6 protein-coding genes and 1 pseudogene are annotated in these 15,452 nt (G+C 38.3%); all 7 read left to right on the top strand.

Annotation, left to right across the window (positions count from 1 at the left end):
• Positions 1-367 precede the first annotated feature (367 nt).
• Complete coding sequence (locus IR022_RS20380) at positions 368-535, top strand: DUF3915 family protein (protein WP_410492739.1); 168 nt, start codon at positions 368-370, stop codon at positions 533-535.
• Between the two features lie 164 nt (positions 536-699).
• On the top strand, positions 700-3,945 hold the full coding sequence (locus IR022_RS13615) for a SusC/RagA family TonB-linked outer membrane protein (RefSeq protein ID WP_194204127.1): 3,246 nt from the start codon (positions 700-702) through the stop codon (positions 3,943-3,945).
• Between the two features lie 13 nt (positions 3,946-3,958).
• The gene (locus tag IR022_RS13610) at positions 3,959-5,755 is read left to right on the top strand and encodes a RagB/SusD family nutrient uptake outer membrane protein (RefSeq protein ID WP_194204126.1); all 1,797 of its coding nucleotides are present in this window, start codon (positions 3,959-3,961) and stop codon (positions 5,753-5,755) included.
• 21 nt (positions 5,756-5,776) lie between these two features.
• A complete protein-coding gene (locus tag IR022_RS20250; RefSeq protein ID WP_317174073.1) occupies positions 5,777-8,131 on the top strand; it encodes a hypothetical protein in 2,355 nt (784 codons plus the stop codon).
• Positions 8,132-8,141: 10 nt separating this feature from the next.
• Positions 8,142-10,268: a hypothetical protein gene (locus IR022_RS13600; protein WP_194204208.1), complete on the top strand. Its 2,127-nt coding sequence runs from the start codon at positions 8,142-8,144 to the stop codon at positions 10,266-10,268.
• 127 nt (positions 10,269-10,395) lie between these two features.
• Positions 10,396-14,007 (top strand): DUF4450 domain-containing protein, encoded by a 3,612-nt coding sequence (locus IR022_RS13595; RefSeq protein ID WP_194204125.1) that lies wholly within the window; start codon positions 10,396-10,398, stop codon positions 14,005-14,007.
• A gap of 251 nt (positions 14,008-14,258) precedes the next feature.
• Positions 14,259-15,341, top strand: a pseudogene (locus IR022_RS13590) (glycoside hydrolase family 105 protein); the annotation flags it as partial.
• Positions 15,342-15,452 lie beyond the last annotated feature (111 nt).

Genomic DNA, 15,452 nt, shown 5'->3' with positions numbered 1-15,452 from the left:
AAATATAACAATAATTGTTTTCTTTAGTTTATAATTTCCTCTTTTTTAGACTTTTCTCCAATTAATCTTTCATATGGGTTGGTACTGCCAATTGTATGGGTTTTCTCGAAATTTGGACTAAGTTATTACGATCAAATCCTTAATGATTAATCTCATTATATATAATAGGTAGGGATTAGTATGAGTATATATTTGCAATGATGATACCAAATACTCATTTCGAACGACTCATCGGATAAAATGAAAAATGAGTAATATGAGTAAGCTTAACTTTAGATCTTATTGCCTTTATGTTAAATCTATCTCAACAATTCTTTAGTAATGCACAGAATTTTATCGCCGAAAATTTGGTGGGTAACTCTATTTTATTAGAGAGAGAGAGAGAGAGAGAGAGAGAGAGAGAGAGAGAGAGAGAGAGAGAGAGAGAGAGAGAGAGAGCTATAAAATAAGAAAAAGAAATGTAATATCCTTACACCTTTATAATATAGGTATAGGTATTACTCTGAATGATATAAAGACAGAAAAGCCTGTCTGAGAATTAATTCTCAGACAGGCTTTTCTGTGTGCCTAAAATCGAAAAAGAATAACCGAAATAAGAACTGAAAAACCATGAAATTCTACATTCGGAATTGAAATGTTAACCTGAAATTTTTTACTGTACTCAAATAGTTTTAATCCTTAACTATAAATTGTAATATCATGAAAAGATGTGTGAAAAAGTCTAAGAAGCTTTTCTGTTTTAAATTCTTACTCCTCTTTATATTCTTCTCGCTTGTTGGAAATGTGGTTTATGCCCAGAGCGGTATCACCATTTCTGGAACAGTGAAAGATAATATGGGAGAGTTACCGGGTGTAAGTGTTACCATAAAAGGTTCAACATCTGGCGTGTTTACAGATATCGATGGTAATTATACCATCACTGTACCTAATGACAAAGTAACCTTAGTGTTCTCTTTCATAGGGTATGAATCTCAGAATGTACCGATTGGAGGTGCTCGTAAATTGGATATTGTGATGAAGTCTGACGATAAATTGTTAGACGAAGTAGTTGTTATTGGTTATGGAACTGTGAGAAAGAGAGATTTGACGGGAGCCACAGGATCGGTCAAAGGTTCTCAGATTGCAAAGATCCCCGTAACTACTGCTGCACAAGCTATAACGGGTAAAATTGCGGGTGTAAATGTTGTTACACAAAGTGGAGCACCGGGTGCAGATATTAATATAACCGTTCGTGGAGGAACTTCTGTTACACAGTCTACATCACCTTTATACATTGTAGACGGTTTCCAAATGGAAGATGGTTTAAAGATGGTAGACATTAATGACATTGAGTCTATTGATGTTATGAAAGATGCTTCTGCTACTGCTATATATGGAGCACGTGGTTCGAATGGGGTTATACTTATCACAACAAAATCGGGTAAGAGTGGAAAAACGGAAGTGAATTATAATACGTTTGTAAGCTTTGAGAAACTTGGTCAGAAATTAGATTTATTGAATACTCCTCAGTATGTAAAATATCAATATGAGTTTCAAGCCTTAGCTGGAAATGAAGAAAAATGGGCAAACATGTTTGGTGGAAATGTTTCCGATCCCGATTTCTTTACAGGAGCTTTTGGACGTATTGCTAGTGAATACGGAAATCGTGCCGGAATTGATTGGCAGGATGCTGTTTTTGGTGGTACAGCTATTCTTCAGAATCATAACTTGAGTATTACAGGAGGTAGTGAGAAAACTAAGTTTATGCTTAGTTATAACTATACCGGACAGGACGGGTTATTAGATAAATCAGGGTATAATAGAAATAGTATTCGTACTAAAATAAATCATGAAGTAAGTAAACGCATTCGTATGGATTTTGGAGCAAACCTTCAAAATACAAATATTGAAGGTGGAGGCTCTTTAGGTGGTATGCTTAAAATGTCTATTCTGCAACCTGTAACGGGTGGTATTCGTTTCACGAATGAACAGATGTTAAATACAGATCTTGGTGATGAAATGTTAGCAATAGATTCTCAATATGATATATCGAATCCTCTTATTACCAATGATGCTATAACTCAGAATAAATATACAAGAGAGGCTACTGTGAATTTGGGGTTAGAAATAGATATTGTAAAAGATCTGACTTTCCGTACAGCAGGAAGCTACTATTGGAGACAAGTACGTACTGATTATTGGGATGATGGTCGTACGAGAACTGCCGAAGTAAATAAAGGCCCATGGGGACGACGCAATAATGCCGAGAAACTAAATTGGCAGGTAACAAACACTCTCTCGTGGAAGAAAAACTTCGGATTACACAATATCAATGTGATGTTGGGACAAGAAACCATGTACATTGAAACTATGAAACTGGATAATTCTTATTATGAATTTCCGGAAAGTAATTTTGGTCTGAATGATGTGAATATGGCAAAAAGATCGACTTACAACTCAGATAAAGGACGAGAAGGTTTGGTGTCGGTTTTTGGGCGTATAATGTATAACTATGCTGATAAGTATTTACTGACGGCTACTCTCCGTGCTGACGGAACTTCTAAATTTATCAAAGGAAAACAGTGGGGAGCTTTACCTTCGGCTTCGGGTGCATGGCGAATTTCCGAAGAACCTTTTCTGAAAGATCTGGATATATTTGATCAATTGAAACTTCGTATTGGCTATGGTACTACGGGCAATTGTAATATTGATGACAATATGTTTAGAACAGATTATGGGTCGACTCTTTATTCTATGAATAATGGAATAGTAAATGGTCTGAAACCCGGAGATAAGTTAGGTAATAAATTGTTGAAATGGGAACAAACAACTTCTACAAATATAGGTCTTGATGTTTCAGTGCTTAAAGGACGGATAAGTCTTACTGCCGATTATTACAATAATGTTTCGGATAATCTGCTGATTGAAAATCAAATTCCAACCTCTTCAGGTTATAAAACACAATTTCAAAATTCAGCATCTATCCGTAACAGAGGTTTTGAGTTTGTTTTGAATACGGCGAATATTGCCTCTAAAGACTTCACTTGGACTACCGACTTTAATATATCGTTCAATAAATCGAAAGTCTTAAGATTATTCTCTGATGATATTTCTTATTGGAGAAAGAATTACGAATCACGTGTTGATTTCTGGATTGAAGAGGGCAAATCTTTAGGACAATTCTATGGTTATAAGTATGATGGTGTATATACAACTGACGATTTTAATCAGAATTCGGACGGAACTTATACTTTAAAAGATGGAGTGCCTTACCTGAAAGGAAAGAATACTTCCACTCTAAAACCGGGTGATGTGAAATACAAAACTACTGCCGGACAAACGGATGCAAATGGTAATCCGGTTTGGTCTACCGACGATCGTACGGTAATAGGTAGCGCCGAGCCCGATTTTACGGGAGGTATGGTGAATACCTTCATGTATAAAGGTTTTGACCTTAGTGTATTTTTCACTTTCTCATCGGGTAACCAAGTATTTAATATGAATACTCAGCGTTTCCTTGGTCCATATCTACCCAATCAGAATTCACTAGCTGCTATGAATGACCGTTTTACATTAATTGATCCTGTTACCGGTAAAGAAACAACAAATCTAGCTCGTTTAGCAGAGTTGAACCCTGATCAGCATGCAAGCGATGCTTTATGGAGCATACATTCTGATAACAAGATTGCTATAACCGATGCTTTAGATTATTATTTGGAAGATGCTTCTTTCCTTCGTTTAAATACCATAACATTGGGTTATTCTCTGCCCAAAACGTTGCTTAAAAAAGCTTGGATAACTAATGCCCGTATATATTGTACACTAAATAACATCCATACTTTTACTAATTATACAGGTTATGATCCGGAAGTGTCATCTACAGGAAGCTTATTAACAAAAGGTGTTGACAACTCCGCTTACCCCAGATCTAAAAGTTATGTTATAGGCTTAAATTTAACCTTTTAAAGAATAAACCAGTATGAAAAAGATAATTAATATAGTATTGATCCTAGCCACAGCTATGAGCTTTAGCTCATGTCAGGATTGGCTGGATATGGAGTCGGAAAGTAAATTCGATAACGAGACTGTTTTTGAGAATGTAGACAGAGCCGAAATGGCTGTTATTGGTTGTTATACAAGCATTTTTAATAGAGAATTGTATTATCAATTAGGTATGGGTACCGATGAGTGTATTTCGACAGAAGGAGATACTAACTCCAAAAATCAGGTTGCAAACTATGTATTTAATACATCAAATATACCTACGTCTACCTATACTGCTATGTATGCAGGAATAGAATATGCCAATATTTGTATAAAGAAACTAGAGGGAATGACTGGTGCTACGGAAGCTGAACAGAAAAAAATAAATATGCTATTGGGCGAATCGTATGCTATCCGTGGTATGAATTATTTGAATATTGTTCGCTTTTTTGGTGATGTTCCTTATTCTACAATACCTGTTGAGGATGCAGGAACATTCTTTTCGTCGCGTGTGAGTCGCGATATTATAATGGATGGTTCTGTTGAAGACCTTCAAAAAGCAGTAGAGCTTTTGCCTTGGCAGGGAGAAGGAATGGTATCTTCTATTGAGCGTTTTACAAAGAATTCGGCTTATGGAATTTTAGCACGTGTAGCCTTATACGGAGCCGGTTATTCTTTACGTTGGGATTTGAATACCTACGATCCGGGATCAGTAAAAATGGCTCAGCGTGAAGATGGAGCTCGTATCAAAGAATTATATGCAATAGCTAGAGATGCTTGTAAGGCTGTTGTTGACAGAGGCGAAAATGATTTGATTGATTATGAAACTGTTTTTCGTGATTTAGTGAATGGACGATATAATAAGGAGTCAATGTTAGAATTTGGTCAGTATGGAACCGATGTAAATGGTTCGGCTATTGGTTATACAAATGGAATGTTTTGCCATACAAGTTCAATGTTTCAAAAAGCTGGGCCAGCCATGACTGCTCTTCCTACATATTGGTTTGATTTCGAAGAAGGAGACGTGCGTCGCGATGTAACACTTTGTAACTATGGTATAGCAGCCGACAATACTCGTCAGATGAGTGCCTATCCAAGTATGAGTATTGGTAAATTTCGCGTTACATGGAAAAAAGAAGAGGGTACAGCTATAAATAAGCGTGATATCAACTGGCCTTTTTTACGTTATTCAGACGTATTATTGATGTATGCTGAAGCTGAGAATGAATTAAATAACGGAGTTCCTGCTGCAGCGAAATGGGCATATGAAAAAGTAAGATTACGTGGGTTTAAAAATGATGTCTCTAAAATTGGTACTACACCAACCAGCTATCAAGGATTTAGAGATGCTATTATTAATGAGCGTAAACTAGAACTAGGTTTCGAAGGAATGCGCAGAACAGACCTTGTTCGTTGGGGAATCCACTTCGAAGCACTTACTCAAGCAAAAAAGAATGTAATAGATATGGCGAATCATGCAGGTAAATATTCTAATATTGATCGTTACAGAGCATATAAAAAAGAAAAAGCTACATCATTCGAAGATCCTATTGTAGTAGTGCCTTATATTGGTTATAAATCGGAACCAACAGATAGCGAAAAAGCTAAGCTGAAAGCGGACGGATATACTCTTCTTGATATGTACAGCAATGTATCGCTACATTACACACAAAAGCTGGAAGCAAATGCAACATGGGTACAAGGAATTTTCAGAGGCTTAGAAAAGAATAAAGTTGAACTTCTACCTCTGAACTCTGAGACTATTGATACCAATATTGGTCTGAAAGGTTAACAACACCCCTTGTATTAAAAGATGTTGAGGTATATAACGATATTTTTAAGCATATTCTGCTCCTTTGGTTTATCTGCTCAATCTTTGGCTTTTCCTACCGCCGAAGGATATGGTAAGTATACAACCGGAGGACGTGGAGGACGAGTACTCGTCGTTACAAATCTGAATGATGCGGGAGAAGGCAGCCTCCGCAATGCTATCGAGCAAAGCGGAGCACGTATAATCGTGTTTGCGGTAGATGGAACGATAGATTTAAAGTCGAAACTTATCATAACTAATGACAGTGTCACCATTGCCGGGCAAAGTGCGCCCGGTGATGGGATCTGCTTGAAAGGATATCCCTTTTATATACGAGCCAATAACGTGATAGTTCGTTATATCCGTTCACGAATGGGAGACCTGCATGGAGTAGAAGACGATGCTATAGGAGCCATAAAAGTAAAAGACTTAATCGTCGATCATTGTTCCGCTTCATGGTCGGTTGATGAATGCCTTTCTATTTATAATTCAGAAAATGTAACGGTGCAATGGTGCATGATTACCCATAGCTTGTCTAAGTCGGCACACTCAAAAGGCGCACATGGTTTCGGCGGTATTTGGGGCGGTTGCGGAGCTACTTTTCATCACAATTTGATGGCTCATCACAGTAGCCGTAATCCTCGCTTTGCATCAGATGGATGTTCACCAGTGGACTTCCGTAACAATGTTGTTTATAATTGGGGATTCAAATCCGCTTATGGAGGGGGGCGTGATGGGAAAGTAAACTTTGTAGCTAATTACTATAAACCCGGTCCTGCCACATCTGAAAATAAACGTGCTTGGTTTCTCGATCCTGCAGAAGATGGTACAGGCTCTTACTATCTGTCCGATAATGTAATGGCAGGCAGCGAACCTGTAACTTCCGATAATTGGAAAGGGGTAGGAATAAACAATAGAGTTCGGGCAAATGAACCGTTTCCATTTGTAGCTATTAATCAAAATTCAGCCGAAGTCGCTTATCAAAGGGTATTGGCTGAGGCAGGTTGTAGTTTTCGTAGAGATAGTTACGATGCTGGTGTAATCGAAGAAGTTCGTACAGGTACAGCCAATGGTGGCGAAAGTTATGGCAGAGGTAATAAAGGTATCATAGATTCTCAAAATGCAGTTGGAGGATGGCCTCAGTTACAGCAAGGGAGATATTCTAAAGACAGCGATGGTGATGGGATACCCGATGAGTGGGAAGTACAACACAAATTAAACCCGAATGATAATAAAGATGGAAATATGTACAATCTCAGTAAAGATTATACAAATATTGAAGTCTATCTGAATTCTTTAGTAGATTTAGATACACATTATTTTTCTGTACTGAAAAAAGAACAGGATAAAAATGTCATACAAAAATATCCGCAGGATAAGATTTCGGATTTCAGTAAGAATCTTCAACTTATAGGACGGATTCTCGAATCGGAAGGATATTATGTTTGGTGTTGTGCTCCTATCTATGGAGAAGATGGTAAGGTGCATGTATTCTATTCCCGTTGGCCCGAAAAATACAAAATGGGAGGTTGGATACATAAATCTGAAATTGCCCATGCTGTAGCCGATAAACCCGAAGGACCTTATACTTATGTGGAAACAGTGTTAGCACCTCGTGAAGGTTATTTCGATGCAACTACTTGCCACAATCCGCATATTCAGTATTTGAACGGTATGTATTATTTATTCTATATGGGCAATAGTGATGGTACGGTTTATACGAAACGAATCGGTTTAGCGAAATCGAAATCGATAAACGGACCTTGGATCAGATCGGATAAGCCGATTTTAGAGGCCGGCGAAACAGGGACTTGGGATGATTGCAATACAACTAATCCTGCATTTGTTTCTAATCCTAACGGACAAGCTTGGTTATACTATAAATCGTGGAACAAGGAAGCTTATCAGAATGAGAAAGGAGCCATAAGAGCCAATCGTAAATATGGTTTGGCGATTGCCGATAATATCGAAGGAGAGTATAAAAGATATGAGAGTAATCCTGTTGTAGATTTCTCAAAATACGGAGATAATAAGCAAGTAGAAGATGCTTATGTATATATTGAAGATGGTAAATTTAAAATGCTGATGCGTGATATGGGATATTTCGATCATGAAGTAGGTTTGATTTTTGAATCTATGGATGGAATAAATTGGTCGGAACCTCAAATTGCTTGGTTTGGAGCCGATGTCTATTTGGAAGAACCTCCTGCTCCTTCGCATTTAAAAAGATACGGACGTTTTGAGCGTCCTCAGTTATTAATGAAAGATGGAAAGCCTGCATATCTTTTCAATGCTATGCAAGGAGGTCAATATGGAACCTCCTCCGGTTTTGTCTTTAAAATCAGTACAAATGAATAATCGTTTTACTATGAAAAAATGGAGTTTTATTGCCTTAACTGCTTTCTTGGTTGCTTGTAGTGCCGGAAAGCAGGAAAAGATAGACAGATATGCACTTGTAGAGAGAAACACCCCGAAAGTAACCGAGTTTGAAGAATTATCTTCTTTATCAGTTGGTAATGGCAATTTTGCTTTTACGGTAGATGCAACAGGATTACAAACTTATCCTGAACTTTATTCAGCCGGAGTTCCGTTGGGTACACAATCTCAATGGGGATGGCACAGTTTTGCTAATCCTGAAAAATTCATGCACGAAGAAACACTGAAAAACTATAATTTCAGAGGATGGGAAGAACCTTATGCCGTTCAGTTCAATGAACCGGGCAGACCGAAAGAGGCTGCCGATTGGTATCGTGTAAACTCTCATCGCCTGCATTTAGGAAATGTAGGATTAGAGCTTACTCATGCAGATGGAAGTACCGTAAAGGCGAATGAAATAAAGGGTATAAATCAAACGCTCGATCTTTGGAAGGGTGAGATTATCAGTCGTTTTGAATTGGATGCTGATTCTGCCTTGGTTCAAACGGTGTGTAATCCAGATAAAGACCAGATTGCAGTAGCCTTAAACTCGGAATTGATGAAAAAAGGCAATATGAAAGTCAATTTCAAGTTTGCCTATCCGACAGGAAAACATACGGATGATGCTTCCGATTGGTCGGTTCCCGAAAAGCATAAAACTGAGATATTGTCGCAAGACGACCAATCATTAGTATTTAAACGTACATTGGATAGTACCACTTATTATGTAACGGTTAAATGGGAGGGTAAAGCATCTGTAAGCCGGAAAGAAGCACATCATTTTGTGTTGAGCCCCGAAAGCAAAGATTTTTCTTTCACCTGTGAATTTACAGATAAGAATCCGGCAGAAACAAAAAATACAGCAAAGGAAGCTTTCGATGCTTCAGCTAAATATTGGCAATCGTTTTGGGAAAAAGGCGGTGCTGTCGATTTCTCAAAATGTACGGATATCAGAGCCAAAGAATTGGAGAGACGAGTTGTTCTGTCTCAGTATCTAATGGCTATTCAATCAGCAGGAATGTACCCGCCACAGGAAACAGGACTTACTTATAATAGTTGGTTTGGCAAATTTCACTTGGAAATGCATTGGTGGCATGCTGTTCAGTTTGCGTTGTGGAACAGAACCGATTTATTGGAACGCAGTATGGACTGGTACGCAACGGCTTATCCTGTAGCTAAATCTATAGCTGAAAGACAAGGATTCAAAGGTATACGTTGGATGAAAATGACAGACCCATCGGGAATAGAAGCACCCTCGAAAGTTGGTTCTTTCTTGGCATGGCAACAGCCTCACTTTATTTATATGGCTGAACTGATTTACAGAAACAATCCTTCGCCCGAAGTTTTGAAAAAATACAACTCCTTAGTACAGGAGACTGCCGAATTTATGGAGTCGTTTGCCACTTACGAAGAATTAGAAGGACGTTATGTATTAAAAGGTTTGATCCCTGCCCAAGAATCTTTAAGGGCATCGGAAACCATTAATCCTCCTTTCGAATTATCTTATTGGCACTATGCCATGTCTGTTGCTCAGCAGTGGAGGGAAAGATCGGGAGAGAAGAGAAAACCGCAATGGGATGAACTGATCGATAAATTATCGCCGCTTGCGGCTTTAGATGGTTTATATCTTGCTGCCGAGGATGCAGTAGATACATACAAAGATATTCGTTTTACATCCGATCATCCTGCTGTGTTGGGAGCTATGGGCGTCTTGCCTCAAAACAAACTCATACGTCCCGATTACATGAAAAATACATTAGATTGGATTCTGGAAAACTGGAACTGGGGTAAAACCTGGGGGTGGGATTATCCTATGACAGCCATGTGTGCCGCCCGTTTAGGTGAGCCTGAGAAAGCTGTCGAAGCTTTATTAATGGATAAAAGAACAAATACATACTTGATAAATGGTCATAATTATCAGGATTCACGCCTAAGAGTGTATCTTCCCGGCAATGGCGGATTGCTAACAGCCGTAGCCATGATGTGTGCCGGATGGGATGGAAATAAAGAAGAAACTCCCGGATTTCCAAAAGATGGAACTTGGAATGTGGTTTGGGAGGGTTTAAAACCTATGCCTTAAAGGATAAATTTATATTGATGAAACGTAGGGGCGTATCCCATACGCCCTATCTTCTATGTTTCGTGCGTACGCAATACGCTCATACAGTGAAAATAGTTTGTGAAATTTTAAAATCCTTGTCTATAACATGAGACACTTTGTCCTGATACTTTCTTTACTTCTTTTTTCTTCTGTAAATATCTTGGGACAACCTCAGGGATATTGGCATGGAAAAGAAAGAAAACTACGATATACTCCCGAAGGGCAAGACCTTATCATTGTAAATGGAGATAAGAAATTCAATCGGGCATTATACGGAACAAATACTGCTTTCCGCATAGAAACAGGCGATTTACCCGAATTTGGTTTTTTCATGCCAAACATGGGAGGAAATATGCAATTGGGATTAATCAAAGACGGTAAAAGTCTTTGGTTGAATGATGCGGAATATATTAAGTCTATTTATCGTGCAGGTAGTCGGATTTATGAGATAAAAGATCCCTTTATTCAATCGGGAAAACTAACCATTTCAGTATTGGCAATGGCAGATGCCGAGGGTCTGATAATGAAAATAGAATCTGAAAATATTCCTGCTGGCGTAGAACTGATAACTACTTTTGGAGGGGCAAGCAATAAACGCTTTTTCAGAAACGGAGATTTAGGAGTGGATGATCCCAATGCTTTTGGCTTGCATCCCGATGCTTGCATAAATAACGAATTTGCGATAAATGGCAATTCGTTTATTTTGGAATATGGTCAGGAAACAAAGGGGGGATCACAAAAAATAGCAGGTGTATATCCCGAAAATTCGGCATTGAAATTAGTTTCTCCGTATGCTATGACAACTCCTTTGAATGTCTGGAAATCGGTTGTTGTCGAAAATAAACCGATTGTGATTTCTAAAACTGCTCTACATTCATCTAAAACTTATTATTTCGCTATCCAAAATAATAAAGAGAAGAAACTCCTTTATGCAGAACTGAAGAAGTACTTTGAAGATGCCGAAACGAAGCGTAAATCAATAGCAGAAACAGTGAAAATAAATACCCCCGATCCGTATTTCAATACATTGGGAGGCGTTTTAAGTATCGCTGCCGATGGTATTTGGGATCCCGATTGTTGGCAACACGGAGCCGTAGGATGGCGTATGCCCCTCAACGGATGGCGTGCGGCTTATGTAGGCGATGCCATTGGTTGGCACGACAGAGCCAGAAAGCATTTCGATGGGTATGCAGCTTCGCAGATAACGAATGTTGAACCAACTATTCCGCATCCTTCGCAAGATCAAAAATTCAATTTAGCACGAGCTGATAAAACTTGGGGTACACATATGTATAGTAATGGTTACATTACCCGTAATCAGTACAGCACGAATCAGATGCACCATTACGATATGAACCTCTGCTATATTGATGAATTGCTTTGGCATTTCAATTGGACGGGCGATATGGATTATGTACGTAAAATGTGGTCTGTATTGAAAAGTCATTTGGCTTGGGAGAAACGAAACTTCGATCCCAATGATGACGGACTTTATGATGCTTATGCCAGTATTTGGGCGAGTGATGCACTGCAATATAATAGTGGCAGTGTGACGCATTCATCAGCCTATAATTACAGAGCCAATAAAATAGCTGCTCAAATTGCTTCAAAAATAGGAGAAGACCCTAAGCCTTATGCCGATGAGGCAAACAAAATTCTGAAAGCTATCAATTCAGAATTATGGATTGATAATAAAGGATGGTGGGCAGAATACAAAGACTTTATGGGCAATAAAATGATCCATCCCAATGCTGCCGTTTGGACGGTTTATCATGCCATAGATTCGGATATTCATACACCTTTCCAAGCTTATCAGGCAACACGATACATTGATACTCAGATTCCACACATTCCCGTTTTAGCTAGGGGATTGGATGATGAGGGGTATCAGACAATTTCGGCAACTAATTGGTTACCTTATTCGTGGTCTATTAATAATGTGGCTTTTGCGGAGGTGGCTCATACTAGTTTGGCATACTGGCAATCTGGTAGGAATGATGAGGCTTTTAAACTATTCAAAAGTTCAGTTTTGGATGGTATGTATCTGGGCGGTAGTCCCGGAAATATCGGGCAGGTAAGCTTTTATGATGCTGCACGAGGCGAGTGTTACCGTGATTTTGGCGATCCCATAGGAGTATATTCGAGGGCACTTATTCAAGGGCTTTTCGGGATTTTACCCGATGCAATGAACGATCGTTTGGAAATCCGTTCAGGTCTTCCTTCTGCTTGGGATTATGCTTCTGTTTCGACTCCTGATATCGATTTTGATTTTAAAAGAAAAGGCAATTTTGATACATATATTATCAATAGTAAGTTCGAAAAATCATTGAATCTCGATCTACGACTAAAGGCTCAAAGAGAGAATATATTATCTGTAAAAGTAAATGGTAAACCTCATAAGTGGTCTTTAGAAGAGAGTGTTGGACAGCCTCTCATTAAGATTGAAAGCGAACCATCAACTAGTTATACAGTAGAAATAGAGTGGGGCGGAAGTAAATTAGATCAGCCCTCGTATATCTCAAACGGTGTAAATGGTGAGAATTGGAATCTATCAACTAAAGCAAAAATCCAGAAAATATATGATCCTCAAAATGTATTATTGAGTACAAAATCAAAAGCTAATAGTGTTACTGGCCGATTGAATGGGGAGGTAGGACATCGTACATTATTTGCTCAACTAAAACAAGGACAAATGACATGGTGGCAACCTATCGATATAGAAATAAAAGAACCTGTTTCTATTGATTATGATGCCGAAGCTACCAATTTACAATTTACAGTAAAAAATAATCTGAGTCACGATTTGAATGTACAATTGCTTATAAATAATTCAGCTCAGCCGCTAACTATAAAACAGGGAGAAATATCCAACTTAATTACGATTCCAGAAAAGAATGCAAGATTGGGAACAAACGTATTGCAATTACTTGAAAATGGAAAAATTATTTATAGAACGAATCTAATTAATTGGAATTTAAGGAATCAATCGCCCAATTATGAAACGATCAATATAGATAATGCTCTGAATGCTTCGGTTACTCAGATTTTTAAGAATGAATATCTGACACCCCGTTCACCCTATACAACATTGCAAGTGCCGAAACAAGGAATAGGCGAATGGTGTCACCCGACAATGACAGCTAATATAGATGATTCCGGTTTGCGGAAAGCAACCAACGGAAATCTATTTATGACACCATTCGGCGTTCCATTTCGGACTCAAGGTGAACCAAAAGCTAATAATGTCGCTTTTACCACTTTATGGGATAATTACCCCAATCAGTTATCAGCACCTTTGACGGGTAAAGCATCTCATGCTTATCTGATGATGGCGGGAAGTACCAACCATATGCAATGTCATGTCGTAAACGGAACTGTTACAATTAATTATCAGGATGGAGCAAAAGAGGCTTTAGAATTGATAAACCCTGAAACATGGGCACCTATCGAACAGGATTTCTTTATAGATGGGCAAGCATTCAGATCGAAACAGCCTCGCCCTTATCGTGTTGTTTTTAAAACAGCAGTGGTAAGCCGTGATCTGGAAACCGATTTCAAAATAAGTCCTACAGAGGTCTATGGTCGCACTATTGACGGTGGTGCAGGAATAATTCTCGATCTACCTTTAAATCCTCAAAAGGAATTAAAGAACATCGAAGTAAAGGCGGTAGCCAACGAAGTTGTAATCGGATTAATGGCTGTAACGGTGGTAAGATGAGTTGACGACAGTCAACAGTCAATAGTAATCAGTCAACAAGTAGACAAGTAAACGAGGCTTGTCTACTCGTCTACTTGTTTACTGAAACAGTCAAAAGTCATACAATAAAGATCAAAATGCTTATTTTGAAAGGATAAGCATTTTGTAGTTTTATAAACTGTAACCTATATAAAATATTTATGAGAAACTTATTCCTAATACTGATCGCTTTATTTACAATACAATCAGCTTATTCGCAAAAAACAGGAATCCTTTTTGCCGATTCCGAAATGAAACGTTTTCCTCAAGCATGGCAATTAGATCATGGTAAAGGACTTTATTTCGGGTATTCCCAAGGATTAGGATGTCAGGCGATGCTTGATGTATGGAAGCAAACAGGCGATAAAAAATATCTAGATTATGTGGTGCAATGGGCTGATACCATTATCAACGATTTAGGAGAAATATATCTTTATAAAGTAGAAACTTATAATATCGACTATATTAATTCGGGAAAAGTTCTGTTTGATGTTTACAAGCAAACAGGAGATGAAAAATATAAGTTGGCTATGGACAGGTTGGTAAAACAAATGAGTGTTCATCCCCGTACTCTCGAAGGAGGATTTTGGCACAAACTTATCTATCAGCATCAAATTTGGTTGGATGGTTTGTATATGGGTTCTCCGTTTTTGGCTCAGTATGCTATCACATTTAATAAACCCGAATGGACTGAAGATGTTATTAATCAATTTTTGATATGTGCTAAACATACTTATGACCCTGCAACGGGGCTTTATTATCATGCTTGGGATGAGAGCAAAAACCAGCTTTGGGCAAATAAGGTAACAGGTCAATCACCTAACTTCTGGGGACGTAGTATCGGATGGTGGTTTATGGCTTTGGTGGATGTTTTGGATTTTATTCCTCAAGAAAACCCTCAGAGAGGCGAACTTATCAGAATAATAAACGGATTGGCTGAAACTTTACCCAAATATCAGGATAAAACAGGACTTTGGTATCAGGTTTTGGACAAAGGTGATAAGCAAGGCAATTATCTTGAAGCATCCGTATCGTCTATGTTTATGTATTCTTACGCTAAGGCTGTTAACAAAGGGTATATCGACAAAAAGTATAAAGCTGTTGCCGAAAAGGCTTACAATGGATTGATGAAAAATCTGATTGTGAAAAATGCAGACGGTACTCTTACATTAACCAAGTGTTGTGCAGTATCAGGTCTTGGAGGTAATCCCTATCGTGACGGAAGTTTCGAATACTATGTTAATGAACGTATTCGGGATAATGATGCCAAAGCAACAGGACCATTTATTATGGGATGTTTACAATTGGGCAAGTAAAAGGGGGGACAGATATATTTACTACTTCGGCAAATATAAGTATAACTGATAGTTATGGCTATATGATATTATCTTAAATACTAATTGTTACTTAATCGGTTTGAAACCTTA

The organism is Dysgonomonas sp. GY617, assembly GCF_015233815.1.
Classification (GTDB): Bacteria; Bacteroidota; Bacteroidia; order Bacteroidales; family Dysgonomonadaceae; genus Dysgonomonas_A.
The sequence above is the reverse complement of the archived record's forward strand: the minus strand, read 5'-3'. Positions and strand labels throughout refer to the sequence as shown.